The sequence below is a fragment of the Pseudomonas sp. GL93 genome (genome assembly GCF_003408955.1).
GTDB lineage: Bacteria > Pseudomonadota > Gammaproteobacteria > Pseudomonadales > Pseudomonadaceae > Aquipseudomonas > Aquipseudomonas paracarnis.
Genome location: NZ_NKRF01000005.1, coordinates 134,265 through 149,361, shown reverse-complemented (window position 1 = coordinate 149,361; position 15,097 = coordinate 134,265). Strand labels below are relative to the sequence as shown.

The window sequence follows — 15,097 nt, the reverse complement described above, 5'->3', positions numbered from 1 at the left end:
TCTAAAAACCCCACCCAGCAGGAGCTTCATAGAACGAATAGAAAAGTAAATAGCTGGGTGCCTGCGGGTGGCGTTCAAGATGAAATATCATTTGAAGCTCAATATTATTTACGCCAACAATACTTACTGGCTCTGGAATACCACTTCTTCCGCTGCGAATGCTATTAAAAAAACTCACAGCTACGGAATTATTAACAATTTCGTTCACCTCGACTGTTAGAGGCGGCTTAGAAGAATCATCCAAGAGCATAAAATCAACCACTAAAGGCATCGGGATATCTGGAACGTTTATTTCAAACTGTACAGATGAGCCCTCCAGGCCAAGGATTACTCCATGAGACACAAGCTTTTTACCCGTCGGAGATCCGATACAACTAACTGAGAACATATTAATCACTGACTCCACTGGAAATTGACAATTTGAGCACAGGCTTCTCTGTTTATCCATACCTGCACCTTTCGGTGGTCGATGACAAAAAGGCAATACCTGCTTCGCAAAGTGAAATCCGTGTAATTCAATAGCTCACGGCTCATCCTCAATAAAAACAAATCATGCGTCCCACTCCACCGCCAGGGGATGGCCAGACCGGAACTCACCATGCCCGCAGAAAACCTATAGGCCTGCCCCAGCAATCAACCGGGCCCAGACCTCACGCCCAGCACCCTGTGCCAGGCCACGGTCAACATAGGTTCGGTCACCGGCAACAACCGGCACCACCGCCTCGCCACCGCGCTTCACCTCGACGTTGATTCGCCAGGTCTCCCGGCCTTCCTCGTCCTTGTCGCACTCCATGTAGTTCCAAACCTGAAAGCCTTCGATCTCATCGTAAATATCGTGCTTGGTCATGGTCCTGCCCATTTAGAGGAAGGGGCCATCGTAGCACTACACCGCCCGGGCATGGCCCGGCAAGGACTCTCCATGCCTACAGAAAACAAAACCATCGGCCAGCAGCGCCTGGATCGGATCATCGCTGCAAACGAATACCTCAGGGTGATCGCCAACTGCGGCCGCTGCTTCTTTCGTAACAAGGGCGCCGGGCACGATGCATATCTCGCTCTCAATGGCCGCCGCAATATCGTCTGGCTGTTCGATGACTACACCGGGGCGCGCATCAATGTTACGAGGGAAGGCCCGTGGGATGGCTTCTCGCACGGCGGCACACTGAAGAGCCTGGTCGGGTCTATCGGTTCGTTCGTACTCAGCGGGAAGATGATGCGCTACGGGTATTTCCAGCCACTGATGGATAACGGCTTCGAGAATCCATGGGGCTATGGCGACGACATCTTGATTGTTCGGGACGAAGGCGTGCGCCTGGGCTTGATCCGCAAGCCGGAAGAGCAAAAGGAGGCCGCATGAAACGCATCTACCTCAGCGGGCCCATGAGCGGCTTGCCAGGCCTGAACTTCCCCCCCTTTCACAGCATGACCGCCAGCCTGCGCGCCAACGGCCACACCGTCACCAACCCCGCCGAGATCAACCCAGACGGCGGCACCTGGAACGACTGCATGCGCCGTGACATTGCCGCCCTGATGGACTGCGACACCGTGGCCACCCTGCCCGGCTGGGAGCATTCAAAGGGTGCCCGCCTGGAAGTCCTGATCGCCGAACGCCTCGGCATGACGGTTGTGAATGCCCAAGACCTGGTATCGACGGAGATTGCATAAGACGTGACATAAAAACGCCGCAAGGATTTAAATTCCTTGCGGCGTGATTTGTTGATTGCCTTTGAATACTTTTGTTACGCGGAAAAGTAGTCAATTACTTCGGCAACTGTTTCTTTTGTCAAAACCGACTTATTAGGTCCAGAGCCTTTTTGGGTGCATTCAAACTTATAACTCGCTAATTTCGCGTTTTTCGCCTCTTCATTTAGGAGGCGAAGATCTTCTTCTAAGAGCCGAGTCGCATCACCGCTGCGCACTAAAGGCCTTTCGGGCATACCAGTGAAACGTGGAAGAATTCGAACATCGTTTTTCTTGCTGTCAATCAATACGTCAAACCCATGATAGACGCCCATATAGCGCTCTTCAGGCCCAGGCAAGACAAGTGCTATTTTTAAGTCTTTGTATTGACCCTCTGCACCGGCGGATGTTTTGGTAACTATGAAATCATTAACCTCTAAGTAGCTCCGAAAGTTACTCAGCACTTCTTCATTGATTTGATTTCGAAAAGCTTCGTGCAATTCTCCAACCTTTTTAGCAGCAGCGTCCACTTGCTCCCGCACTTCAGCCAATTTTTTTGCTTGCTGTAACGACATGCTCTGTTCTCCGTGATGAACGCGCGCCAATCATGATGGCTATCTGATTCTGCACCATTCCTTGACCCAAACCAACCTAACAGCCTGCCGGTGAGCGGCGGGCGAGGCATTCGTATGTCCGACTTTCAAACGGAAACCATGCCCGTAGCACGCAAGCAGCACAAATGCTGTGAATGCTACAGCCCGATCCAGCCCGGCCAGCAGTACCAGCTCATCACTGGGCGCTGGGATGGCGACATGTCCACCTTCAAGACCTGCCCATCCTGTTTGTCTGCTCGCAATTGGGCGACAGTTCAGCCTGAGTGGATGGGAGATGGTGAACACCTCTACTACTTCGGTCAGTTGGAAGAGGACTTGTCGTACACGGCACCAGAGATTCCTCCTGGTGACGGTCGGCGATTCAAGGCGTACCGGTTGCAGCTGCAAATCACTCGGCGGCGTATGGCCGCATCAGACGCCCGCAAGGCGGCTTAACCATAACCCACCTTCTGCCGCCCAGCGCGGCAAGAACACCCCATGTTCGCTATGAAACTCACCCTGATACTGCTGGGCGCTTTTCTGTACCTGGTAGGAACCATCGGATGGTTCGGCTGGCTCGGGCTCGACCTGCTGGAAACCGGCACCACTGAGGCACTGCTCTACGCCTTCACCGGCACATGCGCCTGGCTGCTGATCAGCTTCGGCCTGGCAATTCAAATCATCAAGACGGCACGTCCCGCGAGCTTTCTCGACAAACCAGAGGCATAGAGGTGCACGCCATGGAAATGCAAAGCGAAACCCTTGCCGAAGAAGAAATCGCGGCAATCACTGGATATATGATCCCGTCACGCCAAATTGCGTGGCTCAACCTGAATGGATGGAAGTACGTGCTGACCCGGGCGCGCCGGCCGGTAGTGGGCCGGGTATACGCCCGGATGAAGCTGGCAGGCGTAAAACCTTCAGCAGAAAACGTTGCGGCCGAAGCCTGGTCGTTGGACTTGTCACGGGTAGGATAAAACGATGCGAGCGAAAAAGGCGGCAAACAGGGACCTGCCGCCGCGAATGATTCGGCGCGTACGCACGCTGAAAGGTGGTAAAGAATGGGTGGGCTACTACTACGACGGAAGGAATGAAGACGGGAAGCGGGTGGAAATCCCGCTCGGGGGTGATTTGGATATCGCCAAGGCTGAATGGGCAAAGCTTGATTGCAAGCCGGTACCGAAGAAGAACGCCCTACTGACCCAGGTGTTTGATCGTTACGAGCGGGAGATCATCCCAGGCAAGAAGCCCAAGACGCAAAGCGACAACCTGCTGAGCCTTAAACAGCTTCGCAAGGCTTTCAACGACGCTCCCATTGATGCGGTTTCGCCACAGATCATCGCGCAGTACCGGGACAGCCGGACCGCCAAGGTTCGAGCCAATAGGGAGATATCCCTGCTATCCCACATCTACAACATTGCGCGGGAGTGGGGACTCACCGAAAACAACCCCGCCGCCGGCGTGCGCAAGAACAAAGAGGTGCCGCGCGACTTCTACGCCACCGAGGAAATTTGGGGCGCCGTGTATGCAGTCGCAGCCTCGGAACTACGTGACGCTATGGACCTGGCCTACCTGACTGCTCAGCGCCCGGCGGATACGCTGTCCATGCGGGAGGCGGACGCCGTGAACGAATTCCTGCAGGTGTCCCAGGGAAAGACATCGAAGAAACTACGCATTCGCCTAACCGCTGCCGGCGCACTCAATGATCTGGGCGCCTTGGTTGCAAGGCTGATAGAGCAAAGACGCTCCCGGGGCGTACGAAACCCTTACCTGATAATCACCGAAGACGGCAGGCAGGTGACTAAGCACATGCTCCGGCTACGCTTTGACGATGCTCGCGACAAAGCAATCGCCATCGCCAGAGAGGCAGGCGACGGTGTTCTTGCATCTAGTATTCGGCAGTTTCAGTTCCGTGACATCCGCCCGAAAGCTGCCAGTGAGATTCTGGACCTGGGCGATGCCAGCCGCCTGTTGGGGCATACGGACAAGCGGATAACCGAGACGGTTTACCGTCGTGTTGGGGAGATTGTGAAGCCGACGCGCTGACCGCGGTCAGCACTAGGTTGCGGAAACTGCCGGAAATGATGCGGAAACGATCAGGCTGTAGAGATTTTTCTGAGACGAACCCCAGAAACGCAAAAGCCCCGCTTTCGCGAGGCTTTCGTGTAAATCTTGGCGGGAAACCAGGGATTCGAACCCTGGAGACGCTATTAACGTCCGCCGGTTTTCAAGACCGGTGCATTCAACCACTCTGCCAATTTCCCTTGTGCATCACAGGATTATAGTAGCTCATCCCATGTCAGCGGGCGCCATAATACCCGAATGAAACACACTGTCAAACTCTCTGCATCGCTTGTTACAGAGCGTCTGTTATGATCTTTGCGACTGAACGTTTCAAAACTGAAGGAGTGTCGCCATGCGCGAACAGAATTACGCAGTGAATGGCAACGCGCAGGCTGAGCAGCTTGAAGTCAGCCGCGTGTTGCGCAACACCTACGGCTTGCTCGCCCTTACCCTCGCATTCAGCGGCGTGATGGCGTACGTGGCCCAGCAGATGCGCGTCGGTTACCCGAATATCTTTGTCGTATTGATCGGCTTCTATGGTCTGTTCTTCCTGACCAACAAGCTGCGCGACTCGGCCTGGGGCCTGGTGTCGGCGTTTGCCTTGACCGGTTTCATGGGTTTTATCCTCGGCCCGATCCTCAACCGTTACCTGGGCATGGCCGGCGGTGCGGAAGTGGTCAGCTCGGCGTTTGCCATGACGGCCCTGGTGTTTGGTGGTCTGTCGGCCTACGTGCTGATCAGCCGTAAGGACATGAGCTTCCTGGGTGGCTTCATCACCGCAGGCTTCTTCGTGTTGCTGGCGGCCGTGGTGGCCAGCATGTTCTTCCAGATCAGCGGCCTGCAACTGGCGATCAGCGCGGGTTTTGTGCTGTTTTCCTCGGTGTGCATCCTGTTCCAGACCAGCGCCATCATCCACGGCGGTGAGCGTAACTACATCATGGCGACCATCAGCCTGTATGTGTCGATCTACAACCTGTTCATCAGCCTGTTGCAGATCTTCGGCATCATGAGCCGCGATGACTGATCAATCGCAGCAATAAAAAATGCCCCGTATCGCGAGATACGGGGCATTTTCATTTCCAGGCCCGATAAAGCTCAGTACTGATTGGGTTCCATTTCCAGCTCGACCTTGAAGCGCTTGAAGATATCTTGCTGGATGCGTAGCGCCAGCTGGGCAATCTCCTGCCCGGTGGCCGTGCCGTAGTTGACCAGCACCAGCGCTTGCAGCTTGTGCACGCCTGCATCGCCCTCCCGGAAGCCCTTCCAACCAGCCTTGTCGATCAGCCAGCCGGCGGCGAGTTTCATCTGGCCGTCGGCCTGGGGGTAGGCCACCAAGTCCGGATACTGGCTTTGCAGCTCAACAGCCAAGGCTTGGGGTACCAGCGGATTCTTGAAGAAGCTGCCGGCATTGCCCAGCTCTGCCGGGTCTGGCAGTTTCTCGCGGCGAATGCTGCAGATCGCGCGGCTCACATCGCTTGGCGTGGCCTCGGTGATTCCCTGCGCGACCAGGCGCTGTTGCACCGGGCCGTAGTCGAGTTTCAGGTGGGTGGCGCGGCTAAGGGCAAAGCGTACCCGCAGGATCAGCCAGCGCCCGACTTCGTGCTTGAACAGGCTGTCACGGTAAGCAAAGTTGCATTCGTCCAGGCTGAAGTCCCGCAGTTCGCCCGTCTGACGATCCAGGGCGGTGAGGCCGGCGAAAACATCCTTGATCTCTACGCCATAGGCACCGATGTTCTGCATCGGCGCGGCACCGACAGTGCCGGGGATCAGGCTGAGGTTTTCCAGGCCGCAGAAGCCGTGCTCAAGCGTCCACAGCACAAACGGATGCCAGGCTTCGCCCGCTTCGGCTTCGACCACCACCCGCGTGCCATCGTCGCTCAGCACGCGAATGCCTTGGGTCGCCATACGCAACACCAACGCCGGAATATCCTGGGTCAACAGCAAATTGCTGCCGCCACCGATCACCAGCAACGGCACCGTGTGTGCGGCGGCATAGGCAATGGCCTCGCGCACGTCAGCATCACTGTGGGCCTCGGCAAATAATCGCGCACTCACATCAATGCCAAAGCTGTTGAATGGCTTGAGCGATACCTGCGCACGCACTTGCAAGGTCATAACCGCCCCTTCAATTCGATCACCAATAAATCACAGGCGCGTTCGATCAGGTCCAGGACCCGTTCGAAACCTTGCTCACCTTCATAGTAAGGGTCTGGCACCTCGTCCACTTCGCCATCAAAGCGACGCAGGAACAAATCCAGCTCCGCCTTACCCTGCCCTGGCTGCACGGCTTTGAGGTTGCGCAGGTTGCTGTGGTCCATGGCCAAGATCAGGTCATAGCGGGCAAAGTCCGCGCGGGAAACCTGCTGGGCACGCTGGCTCGACAAATCATAACCTCGCACCAGCGCCGCACGTTGACTGCGCTGGTCCGGCGGGTTGCCGACATGCCATTCCCCGGTACCGGCAGACGCCACCTCAACCTGGCCAGCCAAGCCGGCTTCGCGCAACTTATGACGCAAGATGCCTTCAGCGGTTGGCGAGCGGCAGATATTGCCCAGGCAAACAAACAGAACTTCCATCAGGCGCCCAGCAGGCGACGGACGCGTTCGAGGTCTTCCTGGGTGTCGACGCCGGCTGGCGGCGCTTCCAACGCATCGCCCACGTGGATACGCACGCCATGCCAAAGGGCACGCAGTTGCTCCAGAGATTCGGTGTTCTCCAGCCAGCACGGGCCCCAACTGACGAAGTCGTGCAGGAAACCGGCGCGGTAGGCATAAATGCCGATATGGCGGCGATACGGCACACCTTCCGGCAACACGTCAGGGCGCTTGGCGAAGGCATCCCGCGCCCAGGGCAACACCGAACGGCTGAACGTCAAGGCCAGTCCGTTGATATCGCTGACCACCTTCACCACGTTCGGGTTGAACAGGGTTTCAAGGTCTTTGATCGGCTCGGCCAGGGTCGCCATGCGCGCTTGCGCATCGGCGGCCAGGTTGGCTGCGACCTGGTCAATGATGCTTGGCGGGATCAACGGCTCGTCACCCTGCACGTTCACCACGATAGCGTCGGGGGCCAGGCCAAGCTTGGTCGCCACTTCGGCCAGGCGGTCAGTGCCGGAATTATGGTCTTCGCGGGTCAGTACCGCTTCGGCCCCAAAGCCTTTGCACGCCTCGACAATACGCGCGTCATCGGTGGCTACCACCACGCGCTCCGCGCTGCTTTTGCAGGCTTGCTCCCAGACCAGCTGGACCATCGGCTTGTCGCCGATCATTTGCAACGGCTTGCCCGGCAGGCGGGTCGAGGCATAGCGCGAGGGAATGACAACGGTAAAGGCGGTGGTCATTTATCCAGACGCTCATCGGTGGTCAGAGTACGGGCTTCGCTTTCGAGCATGACCGGGATGCCGTCTCGGATAGGGTAAGCCAGGCCGGCACCTTTGCTGATCAGCTCGGTTTTGTCAGCGCTGAGCTTGAGCGGGCCTTTGCAGATCGGGCAAGCGAGGATATCGAGCAGTTTGGTGTCCATGAGTGTTTCCTGGAAAGAAGCGTTTTAAGGCAAGAGACGGTTGGGCAGCAGACGCATCAGCTGCGTGTCGAACCAGGCGACGAACGCCGGCGACGGTAGCGCATCCACCGCAAGGTACCACCAGTCGGGCTGGGCAAAGGCGCGGCACTTCACCGCGTCCTTTTCGGTCATGACCAGCGGCAATGACGGGGTAAAATTCAAGACCTCGGCGCTGTAGGGCGCATGGTCGGCAAAAGCATGGGGTAGCGGCTGCCAGTGTAGCGTTTCAAGGGTATTGAAGAAACGTTGCGGGTTACCTATGCCGGCCACCGCATGCACCTGCTGGTCCTGCGGAAAATAGTTGACCGGCTGGCGCTCGCCGCTGTGCAGGTTGACCAGCGCTGTGGGCTGCAGGCGGAAGGCAAAACCCTCTTCACGGTCCGAAACGGCACCGTTATAGAGCACCGCGTCCACACTGTGCAGGCGCTCCACCGGTTCGCGCAACGGCCCGGCTGGCAGGCAGCGGCGGTTACCGAGGCCGCGGGCGGCATCAATCAGCACCAGTTCAAGATCGCGGGCCAGGCGGTAGTGCTGCAGGCCGTCATCGGAGAGGATCAGGTCCAGGGGCTCACTGGCCAGCAGGGCCTTTAACGCGCGACTGCGATCGGGGTCGATCATCAACGGGACGCCGCTGCGCTGCACGATCAGCAAGGGTTCATCACCGGCCCACTCGGCACTGTGGCCGGCCTCGACCCGCCACGGCAACTGCGGCGGCTTGGCACCGTAGCCTCGACTGACCACGCCCACGCGCAAACCGCTGCGGCGGCAGTGCTCGATCAACCAAAGGATCAACGGCGTTTTGCCGGTGCCTCCCACAGTGATATTGCCCACCACGACCACGGGCACCGGCGCTTGATAAATCTCGCCCTCGCCCGCCACGAAGCGCGCACGCTTACGTTGCACCACGCGCCGATACAGCGATTCCAGCGGCCGCAACACCACCAGTGCCGGGTGGCCCTCGTACCAGGCCTTGAGTAAACGATCGGACATGGCCATCAGGGCGGGCTCGCCGCCTCGACGGTGGTCATGCGCAAATGGCTGAAACCGAGCTTGCCGGCAGCGTCCATGGCGGTGATCACAGCTTGATGCGGGGTCTTGCCATCGGCGCTGATGGACAGCGGCAACTGGGTGTCGCCGCCGGACTCCTTCTGCAAGGCCTCCATCAAGCTGGCAAGGTCGTTTTTCTCCAGCAACTGGTTATTCACCGAAAACACCCCTTCGGCGCTGATGGCGATGTCCAGTTGCTTGACCTGCTGGTCTTCGGCAGGCGAGCCGCTTACCGCTTCAGGCAAGTCGACACGCAGCTGGGTTTCGCGGGTGAAGGTGGTGGTCACGACAAAGAACAGCAGCAGGATAAACACCACGTCGATCAACGACGCGAGGTTGATATCGACATTTTCCCGTTGCTTGCGGCGAAATTTCACGCTTTGCCCTCGACCAGGTCTACATCACGGTCGCCCTGCACCACCTCTACCAGCTTGATGGCTTCCTGTTCCATGCCGACCACCAGTTCATCAATGCGCCGCTGCAGGAAACGGTGGAAGAACACCGAAGGGATACCCACCATCAAGCCCGCGGCGGTGGTGATCAATGCCTTGGAAATGCCCCCCGCCAGTACCGACGCGTTGGTGGTCATGCCCGAGCCCGTGAACGCGCTGAAGATATCGATCATGCCCAATACCGTGCCGAGCAAACCCAGCAACGGCGCCATGGCGGCGATGGTGCCAAGGGCGTTGATGTAGCGTTCCAGTTCATGGATAACCCGGGCGGCCGCCTCTTCGATGCACTCCTTCATGATCTCGCGACCATGCTTGGAATTGGCCAGGCCGGCGGCGAGGATTTCACCCAGTGGCGAATTGGCACGCAGCTCCTTGAGCTTCTGCTTGTCGAGCTGCTTGTTCTTGATCCAGCCCCAGACTTGCCCCAGCAAGTGCTCGGGGGTGACGCGACTGGCGCGCAGGGTCCACAGGCGTTCGGCGACGATGCCGAGTGCGACGATGGAGCTCAGAATGATCGGCAACATCATCCAGCCGCCGGATTTGACCAATTCCCACACAGTGAATGTCCCCTCGAAAAAGTGCGCCACTTTACCATATAGGTTCGGCAGCGGGGTTCACCGGCTACAGGCCCGCCTGTCGCGGTTCGAGTCCTTGGTAACGTGTGATTACGGTAATGGTTCGCGCCAGAAACGACGTTGACTGCGCGCAACGATCGGAGGCTGAAACGCCCCCAGGCGCAGGCGCACGCCCCCCTGTTCGGCACTGTCGTACACCCGGCTGCCCAGCGCTTGGTAGCGTTCCAGGACCTGCGGATGAGGATGGCCGAACGCATTGCTGCGCCCGCGGGAAATCAACACCGAGGTGGGCGCCAACCGCTGCACGAAAGGCCAGGACGACGAACTGCGACTGCCATGGTGCGGGGCTTGCAGCCAGTGGGTCGGAACCGCCAGCGGGGAAGCCAGAAACGCCTGTTCGGCGGCGCGATCTATGTCGCCGGTGAGCAGCAGGCGCTCGCCACTGGCCTGGACTTGCAGCACGCACGACCTCGGATTGCCCTCAAGCCCACCCACCCACTGCCACAGTTCAAACGACACGCCGTCCCATTCCCATCGCTCGCCGCTGGTACAGGGCCGGGTGGCGAGAAAGGCGGGCAAGCCCTCGGTTTCGCCGCCCACCACGCGTTTGACGGGCAGCCCCCGAGCCACCGCCGCCGCACCACCGGCGTGATCGGCGTCGGCATGGCTGAGCAGCATCATGTCCAACTGCCCTACCCCGAGTTTTTTCAACGACGGCAACACGACGCGCGCGCCGAGGTCGACAGGCCCCGACCGCGGCCCGGCATCGTAGAGCAATGTGTGATGACGGGTGCGCAGGATCAGTGCCTGCCCCTGGCCGACATCCAGTTGTAGCACCTCGACCTGTCCGTGAGGCACCCACTCCTTGGGCGCAAAAACGGCCATCAACAGCATGGGCCAGCCCAACACCCGGAACGGTAGCCCGTTGGGCAGCAGCAACATCACCGCGCCTGTCAGGCTGACCAGCCAATACCCCAACGGCACTTCGGCCGGCACCCAGGCCGGCAATTGCCCGGCCAGCAGCGCCAGGCCCTTGAACAATCCGTCCAGCGCGCCGCCGGCCAGCCACAGCACACCCTCACCCGCCAGCGGCACCCACAACAACGCCGTGCCTAGCAGCGCCAAGGGCAGCACCACCAGGCTGATCCACGGCACGGCAAACAGATTGGCCACCGGTGCGCTGAGACTGATGGGCAACCCCAACACCAGTAACACCGGAAACAAACCGATGGCAATCAACCACTGGGGCCGGGTCCACGCCTGCCAGACGCTCCACGGTCCCAGGCGCCCGCCGAACGCTAGCAACAACACCGCGCCCGCCGCAAACGACAACCACAACCCTACCTGCAGGCTGGCCAAGGGCTCCAGCACCAGCACGCCGTTCAGCGCCAACAGCAACGGCCACCACAGTCCCAAATGGCGGAAACGCAGACGCCACAGCAACACCAGGCCGACCATCACACAAGCCCGCTGCACCGGCACGCCAAACCCTGCCAGCAGCCCATAACCCAACGCCGCGCCAAATGCCAGACCGCACGCCCACGGCAGCCACGGCCAGGTTCGGGGCCAGCAACCATAGCGCGCCAGCATCGCGACCAAGCCGTAGATCAACCCCGCCAGCAAGCCGATGTGCTGCCCGGAAATCACCAGCAGATGCACCGTGCCCGTGTCCTGCAACACCTGCCAATCCTCAGGCGCCAGGCCGGAACCGTCGCCCAATACCAACGCCGCCAAGCCCGCCTCACGGCCTTGGGCATCCACCGCCATCAGGCGCTGGCGAACAGCATCGCGCCAGGCATTGCGGGCCGGTGCGAGACGCTCACCGTCTTTTACCGTTGCAGTGGCACCGATACGCTGGGCCAGTAGCCAGGCTTCATGGTCGACACCATGGAAATTGAGCAGGCCCGCAGGCCGCTTGAGTGTCAACGCCAGGCGCCAGCGTTCGCCGCTGTTCACCGCTGGCCCGCCGTGCCAGGACACGCGGATACGTTTGGGCAGCCGAACCTTGCGCGACCGGCCGTCGGCCAGTTCAAAGCGCACGCCCGTACCAGTCTGCTGGGGCAAGCCGACGACACGCCCCTCCACCCAACGAGTCTGCCCGTCCAAGGCCGGCTGCAGTCGATCATCCAGCGCCCGCTGCGCGCTGAGACAGGCCCAACTCAAGCCCACCAAAAAGAACGCCACGGGATAGGACCGAAAAGGCAGCAGCATCAAGGCCAGCACCAGCATGGCTAATAACCCGGTGCCAGGCGGCAGCGCCGGCAACCAACGCAACGCCAGCAACCCCAGCGCCAACGCCAACATCCCTGTCTTCATGGATCATCCTTTTGCAGTGATCCACTCAGTCTTAGCCGGCTGAACGACAGCGCCTATGATGTTTTGTCACAAAGTCTGAATTTTCTGTTTATAGAATCCGGGCATACTTGCCCCTCGAATTGACCTGGACCCCTTATGCCCCGGCGCTTATTCAAACGGTACATGCCCGACCCCAGCAGTATCAGGGAACACAAGTCATTACAGTTTCTTGGCACGCTGCTGCATGACCCGAACCTCTGGCACCTGAACCGGCACTCAGTGGCGCGCGCCATGGCGGTGGGTTTATTTGCGGCGTTTATCCCGATTCCGTTGCAGATGTTGCTCGCCGCGGTCCTGGCGATCTCGGTGCGCGGCAATATGCCTATCGCCATCAGCCTGGTGTGGTTGACCAACCCCGTCACCATGCCGGTGGTGTTCATCTGCACCTATATGACCGGCGCCTGGTTAATGAATGTGCCACCACGAAGCTTGCCCGATAACCTTACGTGGGAATGGATCAGCGGCCAGTTGAGCACACTCTGGCAGCCGTTCCTGCTGGGTTCGGTGGTATTGGGGGTGGTATTGGGCGCCTTGGCCTACTGCCTGACCATGGCGTACTGGCGCTGGTGGGTGGCGCACCAGTGGAAAAAACGCAAACTGCGTAGGCGCTGAGCGCTAACGGGCCAGCAAGTGCAAATGCACCCGCAGGCCCTGCCCTGTATTTTCCGCCCATAAGCGACCGCCCTGGCGCTGCACGGCGTTGCGGGCAATGCTCAGGCCCAGGCCGAAACCGCCATCGCCGGGCCGTGAACCGTCCAGGCGGGTAAAGGGCGCGAAGATGCGCTCCAAGTCACCATCGGCGATCCCTGCGCCCTGATCCTGCAACCAGATATGCCAATAATCCCCCTCCCGACAGCCGTCCAGTTGCACGCAGCCGCCCTCGGGCGAGTGGCGTATGGCGTTGCGCAGGATATTTTCCAGGGCCTGGGCCAGTGCATTGAGGTTGCCGCGCACCCAACTGTCCGCCGGTAACAGGCACGGCAAGCGCGATGCGGGCCAACCGCTTTCAAAACACGCATTCTCGCGCAATATGTCCCATAACGCCTGGAGCTGAATGTCTTCCTGGGGCAGCGGCGTTGTTTCGCTGTCGAGCCAGGCCAGTTGCAGGCTGTCTTCCACCAGGCGCTGCATGGCGTCGATTTCCCGACCCAGGCGCTCGCGCAGCTTGGCCAGGTCTTGCTCGCTGTCGCAGGCCACCCGCAGGCGGCTCAAGGGGGTGCGCAGTTCATGGGACATATCGCGCAGCAACTGCTGCTGCAAACGCACGGTGCCCTGCAAGCGTTCGGACATATGGTCAAAGGCGCGGCCCAGCTCGCCCAGTTCATCCTGGCGGCTGGTAGCATCAAGGGACATCCGCGTATTGAGTTGGTCCGCACGCCAGGCATTGGCCTGCTCGCGCAATTGATTGAGGGGCATGATCAACAGTCGGTAGAGGCCGATGCACAGCAACAGGGTAAACAGGCCGGGAATCACACCATTGGTGACCACCCGCCAGAACAGTTGATAGCGCCCTGGCATAAAGCGCTGCGGCAGCTCGATCACCAGCGACCCGGCGCCAGGGTCGACCGGAAACGGCACCTTCATCCACGGCAGGCCGATGACATGCCGGCTGACCGGCCAATCCAATCCGCGCAAGAACGTCAGGCGCTGGCTTTCCTTGTCACTCAAGGGCGTGCTGCCCAGGGACTGCAGGTCGTTACCGATCACTCCCACCCAAGTGCTTTCGCGCTCGGCCATCCGCTGCAGCCAGGCGTCCACGCCAGCGCTGCCTTGAGTGCTCCACGCCAGCTCGGCACCCGCGGCATAACCATTGAGGATCTCCCGCGACTTGTCAGACAGGTACGCGCTCTGCTGCTCCATGTAGCGGCCCCAGGACCAACTGAGCCAGATCATCAGCAAACAGAAGGCGATCAACAGACAGGCCAGCTTCCAGAACAACGAGTGCCTGCCGGGCAATCGCTCAAAGCCCTTCATCGTGACCGCTCAGCACGTAGCCCTTGCCCCACACGGTGCGCACTTCACGCTCGATGTAACCGATGGCCTTGAGCTTGCGCCGGATCTGGCTGACGTGCATGTCGAGGCTGCGGTCATGGGGCGCATACCCGCGCTGCAGCACCTGCTGATACAGGAAGGCTTTGCTGAGGACTTCTTCGGTATTGCGGTGCAGGGTTTCCAGCAGACGGTATTCGCTGCGCGTGAGCCCGGCCCACTGGTCCTGGCAGAACACATCGCAGCGTTCATCATCAAAGTGCAGCACCCGGGCATCTTCAGGTGCCGGGGCGCGCGGCGGCTCGGGCCGGCGATCCAGGGCAACGCGGCGCAGGATCGCTTCAATTCGCACGCACAGTTCAACCATGCTGAACGGCTTGGGCAGATAGTCGTCCGCACCCAGGCGAAAGCCACTGATACGATCGGCTTCGGCGCCCAGGGCCGACATCAGGATCACGGGCATGGCGTGGCTCTGGCGCAAATGGGTGAGGATCGACAACCCGTCCAGCCCCGGCAGCAGAATGTCCATCAGCACCAGGTCGAAGGCCTGGGCGCTGGCCAGTTGCAGGCCCTGCTGGCCGTTCTGGCACCAGGTCACCTGGAAACCACTGCGGCCCAGTTGCTCGTGCACGTAGGCGCCCAACACAGGGTCATCTTCGATGGTCAGGATACTGGGTAGGCCAACTGCTGCGGGAGTCATTAGCGTCTGCAAGTCATTCTCAATCACTGATTATTCAAGATTAAACGTTCACAGGCAATCGCCACCCGGCGCCGAATGGCC

21 protein-coding genes and 1 tRNA gene are annotated in these 15,097 nt (G+C 59.8%); 8 read left to right on the top strand and 14 right to left on the bottom strand.

The features are described 5' to 3' along the window. Window position 1: 1 nt before the first annotated feature. Together CER19_RS28500 and CER19_RS02460 are read right to left on the bottom strand one after the other, a co-directional pair. Window positions 2-448, bottom strand: coding sequence for a DUF6864 domain-containing function (locus tag CER19_RS28500; protein WP_133298295.1), 447 nt, complete (start codon window positions 446-448; stop codon window positions 2-4). Window positions 449-613: 165 nt separating this feature from the next. Continuing rightward, window positions 614-847, bottom strand: coding sequence for a hypothetical protein (locus CER19_RS02460; RefSeq protein ID WP_116665262.1), 234 nt, complete (start codon window positions 845-847; stop codon window positions 614-616). A 72-nt stretch (window positions 848-919) separates the two neighbouring features. Between CER19_RS02460 and CER19_RS02455 the strand changes: the two genes are divergently transcribed. Both CER19_RS02455 and CER19_RS02450 read left to right on the top strand, forming a co-directional pair. Beyond that, entirely contained in the window at window positions 920-1,357 is a 438-nt protein-coding gene (locus tag CER19_RS02455; protein ID WP_116665261.1) for a hypothetical protein, read from the top strand. Further along, the gene (locus CER19_RS02450; RefSeq protein WP_116665260.1) at window positions 1,354-1,665 is read left to right on the top strand and encodes a DUF4406 domain-containing protein; all 312 of its coding nucleotides are present in this window, start codon (window positions 1,354-1,356) and stop codon (window positions 1,663-1,665) included. The genes CER19_RS02455 and CER19_RS02450 overlap by 4 nt, the downstream gene beginning before the upstream one ends. 74 nt (window positions 1,666-1,739) lie before the next feature. Here the strand turns inward: CER19_RS02450 and CER19_RS02445 are convergent, their stop codons facing one another. Beyond that, window positions 1,740-2,255, bottom strand: a complete 516-nt coding sequence (locus CER19_RS02445; RefSeq protein WP_116665259.1) for a hypothetical protein — start codon at window positions 2,253-2,255, stop codon at window positions 1,740-1,742. Between the two features lie 114 nt (window positions 2,256-2,369). Here CER19_RS02445 and CER19_RS02440 point away from each other — a divergent pair, with 114 nt between their 5' ends. Genes CER19_RS02440 through CER19_RS02425 form a run of 4 tightly spaced genes read left to right on the top strand, consistent with a single transcriptional unit; the run spans window position 2,370 to window position 4,319 of the window. Next, complete coding sequence (locus tag CER19_RS02440; protein ID WP_116665258.1) at window positions 2,370-2,729, top strand: hypothetical protein; 360 nt, start codon at window positions 2,370-2,372, stop codon at window positions 2,727-2,729. Between the two features lie 42 nt (window positions 2,730-2,771). Then, a complete protein-coding gene (locus CER19_RS02435; protein WP_116665257.1) occupies window positions 2,772-3,002 on the top strand; it encodes a hypothetical protein in 231 nt (76 codons plus the stop codon). A gap of 11 nt (window positions 3,003-3,013) precedes the next feature. Further along, a complete protein-coding gene (locus CER19_RS02430) occupies window positions 3,014-3,250 on the top strand; it encodes a DUF4224 domain-containing protein (RefSeq protein ID WP_032872120.1) in 237 nt (78 codons plus the stop codon). A 4-nt stretch (window positions 3,251-3,254) separates the two neighbouring features. Further along, window positions 3,255-4,319, top strand: coding sequence for a tyrosine-type recombinase/integrase (locus CER19_RS02425; RefSeq protein WP_116665256.1), 1,065 nt, complete (start codon window positions 3,255-3,257; stop codon window positions 4,317-4,319). Window positions 4,320-4,446: 127 nt separating this feature from the next. Here the strand turns inward: CER19_RS02425 and CER19_RS02420 are convergent. Next, window positions 4,447-4,537, bottom strand: a tRNA-Ser gene (locus CER19_RS02420). A 152-nt stretch (window positions 4,538-4,689) separates the two neighbouring features. Between CER19_RS02420 and CER19_RS02415 the strand changes: the two genes are divergently transcribed. Next, a complete protein-coding gene (locus CER19_RS02415; RefSeq protein WP_003192030.1) occupies window positions 4,690-5,361 on the top strand; it encodes a Bax inhibitor-1/YccA family protein in 672 nt (223 codons plus the stop codon). A gap of 71 nt (window positions 5,362-5,432) precedes the next feature. On the opposite strand, the gene murB is transcribed toward CER19_RS02415, so the two are convergent. The 8 genes from murB to CER19_RS02375 all read right to left on the bottom strand — a co-directional run bounded on the left by murB (window position 5,433) and on the right by CER19_RS02375 (window position 12,288). Beyond that, window positions 5,433-6,452: a UDP-N-acetylmuramate dehydrogenase gene (murB, locus tag CER19_RS02410; protein ID WP_116665255.1), complete on the bottom strand. Its 1,020-nt coding sequence runs from the start codon at window positions 6,450-6,452 to the stop codon at window positions 5,433-5,435. Further along, window positions 6,449-6,913: a low molecular weight protein-tyrosine-phosphatase gene (locus tag CER19_RS02405; protein ID WP_116665254.1), complete on the bottom strand. Its 465-nt coding sequence runs from the start codon at window positions 6,911-6,913 to the stop codon at window positions 6,449-6,451. The genes murB and CER19_RS02405 overlap by 4 nt, the downstream gene beginning before the upstream one ends. Then, window positions 6,913-7,677: a 3-deoxy-manno-octulosonate cytidylyltransferase gene (gene kdsB / locus CER19_RS02400; RefSeq protein WP_116665253.1), complete on the bottom strand. Its 765-nt coding sequence runs from the start codon at window positions 7,675-7,677 to the stop codon at window positions 6,913-6,915. Before kdsB ends, CER19_RS02405 begins: the two co-directional genes overlap by 1 nt. Continuing rightward, window positions 7,674-7,859, bottom strand: a complete 186-nt coding sequence (locus tag CER19_RS02395; protein WP_003174668.1) for a Trm112 family protein — start codon at window positions 7,857-7,859, stop codon at window positions 7,674-7,676. Before CER19_RS02395 ends, kdsB begins: the two co-directional genes overlap by 4 nt. Before the next feature lie 24 nt (window positions 7,860-7,883). Next, a complete protein-coding gene (lpxK, locus tag CER19_RS02390) occupies window positions 7,884-8,894 on the bottom strand; it encodes a tetraacyldisaccharide 4'-kinase (protein ID WP_116665252.1) in 1,011 nt (336 codons plus the stop codon). Next, window positions 8,894-9,322: a biopolymer transporter ExbD gene (locus CER19_RS02385; protein ID WP_014718877.1), complete on the bottom strand. Its 429-nt coding sequence runs from the start codon at window positions 9,320-9,322 to the stop codon at window positions 8,894-8,896. Before CER19_RS02385 ends, lpxK begins: the two co-directional genes overlap by 1 nt. Then, a complete protein-coding gene (locus tag CER19_RS02380) occupies window positions 9,319-9,954 on the bottom strand; it encodes a MotA/TolQ/ExbB proton channel family protein (RefSeq protein WP_003192043.1) in 636 nt (211 codons plus the stop codon). The genes CER19_RS02385 and CER19_RS02380 overlap by 4 nt, the downstream gene beginning before the upstream one ends. Window positions 9,955-10,062: 108 nt before the next feature. Further along, window positions 10,063-12,288 (bottom strand): DNA internalization-related competence protein ComEC/Rec2, encoded by a 2,226-nt coding sequence (locus CER19_RS02375; RefSeq protein ID WP_116665251.1) that lies wholly within the window; start codon window positions 12,286-12,288, stop codon window positions 10,063-10,065. Window positions 12,289-12,423: 135 nt separating this feature from the next. On the opposite strand from CER19_RS02375, the gene CER19_RS02370 reads away from it, so the two are divergent. Then, window positions 12,424-12,939, top strand: coding sequence for a DUF2062 domain-containing protein (locus tag CER19_RS02370; RefSeq protein ID WP_116665250.1), 516 nt, complete (start codon window positions 12,424-12,426; stop codon window positions 12,937-12,939). A gap of 3 nt (window positions 12,940-12,942) precedes the next feature. On the opposite strand, the gene CER19_RS02365 is transcribed toward CER19_RS02370, so the two are convergent. Further along, a complete protein-coding gene (locus tag CER19_RS02365; protein WP_116665249.1) occupies window positions 12,943-14,301 on the bottom strand; it encodes a sensor histidine kinase in 1,359 nt (452 codons plus the stop codon). Then, window positions 14,288-15,016, bottom strand: a complete 729-nt coding sequence (locus CER19_RS02360; protein WP_116665248.1) for a response regulator transcription factor — start codon at window positions 15,014-15,016, stop codon at window positions 14,288-14,290. The genes CER19_RS02365 and CER19_RS02360 overlap by 14 nt, the downstream gene beginning before the upstream one ends. Between the last annotated feature and the right edge of the window lie 81 nt (window positions 15,017-15,097).

Excerpts from the sequence above, each read along its gene's own strand:
- CER19_RS02370 (WP_116665250.1), top strand. The coding sequence starts at position 12,424 with ATGCCCCGGCGCTTATTCAAACGGTACATGCCCGACCCCAGCAGTATC.
- CER19_RS02460 (WP_116665262.1), bottom strand. The coding sequence starts at position 847 with ATGACCAAGCACGATATTTACGATGAGATCGAAGGCTTTCAGGTTTGG.
- CER19_RS02445 (WP_116665259.1), bottom strand. The coding sequence starts at position 2,255 with ATGTCGTTACAGCAAGCAAAAAAATTGGCTGAAGTGCGGGAGCAAGTG.
- CER19_RS02450 (WP_116665260.1), top strand. The coding sequence starts at position 1,354 with ATGAAACGCATCTACCTCAGCGGGCCCATGAGCGGCTTGCCAGGCCTG.
- CER19_RS02415 (WP_003192030.1), top strand. The coding sequence starts at position 4,690 with ATGCGCGAACAGAATTACGCAGTGAATGGCAACGCGCAGGCTGAGCAG.
- CER19_RS02375 (WP_116665251.1), bottom strand. The coding sequence starts at position 12,288 with ATGAAGACAGGGATGTTGGCGTTGGCGCTGGGGTTGCTGGCGTTGCGT.
- CER19_RS02360 (WP_116665248.1), bottom strand. The coding sequence starts at position 15,016 with ATGACTCCCGCAGCAGTTGGCCTACCCAGTATCCTGACCATCGAAGAT.
- murB (WP_116665255.1), bottom strand. The coding sequence starts at position 6,452 with ATGACCTTGCAAGTGCGTGCGCAGGTATCGCTCAAGCCATTCAACAGC.
- CER19_RS02440 (WP_116665258.1), top strand. The coding sequence starts at position 2,370 with ATGTCCGACTTTCAAACGGAAACCATGCCCGTAGCACGCAAGCAGCAC.
- lpxK (WP_116665252.1), bottom strand. The coding sequence starts at position 8,894 with ATGGCCATGTCCGATCGTTTACTCAAGGCCTGGTACGAGGGCCACCCG.
- CER19_RS02435 (WP_116665257.1), top strand. The coding sequence starts at position 2,772 with ATGTTCGCTATGAAACTCACCCTGATACTGCTGGGCGCTTTTCTGTAC.
- CER19_RS02395 (WP_003174668.1), bottom strand. The coding sequence starts at position 7,859 with ATGGACACCAAACTGCTCGATATCCTCGCTTGCCCGATCTGCAAAGGC.
- CER19_RS02405 (WP_116665254.1), bottom strand. The coding sequence starts at position 6,913 with ATGGAAGTTCTGTTTGTTTGCCTGGGCAATATCTGCCGCTCGCCAACC.
- CER19_RS02425 (WP_116665256.1), top strand. The coding sequence starts at position 3,255 with ATGCGAGCGAAAAAGGCGGCAAACAGGGACCTGCCGCCGCGAATGATT.
- CER19_RS02365 (WP_116665249.1), bottom strand. The coding sequence starts at position 14,301 with ATGAAGGGCTTTGAGCGATTGCCCGGCAGGCACTCGTTGTTCTGGAAG.
- CER19_RS02455 (WP_116665261.1), top strand. The coding sequence starts at position 920 with ATGCCTACAGAAAACAAAACCATCGGCCAGCAGCGCCTGGATCGGATC.
- CER19_RS28500 (WP_133298295.1), bottom strand. The coding sequence starts at position 448 with ATGGATAAACAGAGAAGCCTGTGCTCAAATTGTCAATTTCCAGTGGAG.
- CER19_RS02430 (WP_032872120.1), top strand. The coding sequence starts at position 3,014 with ATGGAAATGCAAAGCGAAACCCTTGCCGAAGAAGAAATCGCGGCAATC.
- kdsB (WP_116665253.1), bottom strand. The coding sequence starts at position 7,677 with ATGACCACCGCCTTTACCGTTGTCATTCCCTCGCGCTATGCCTCGACC.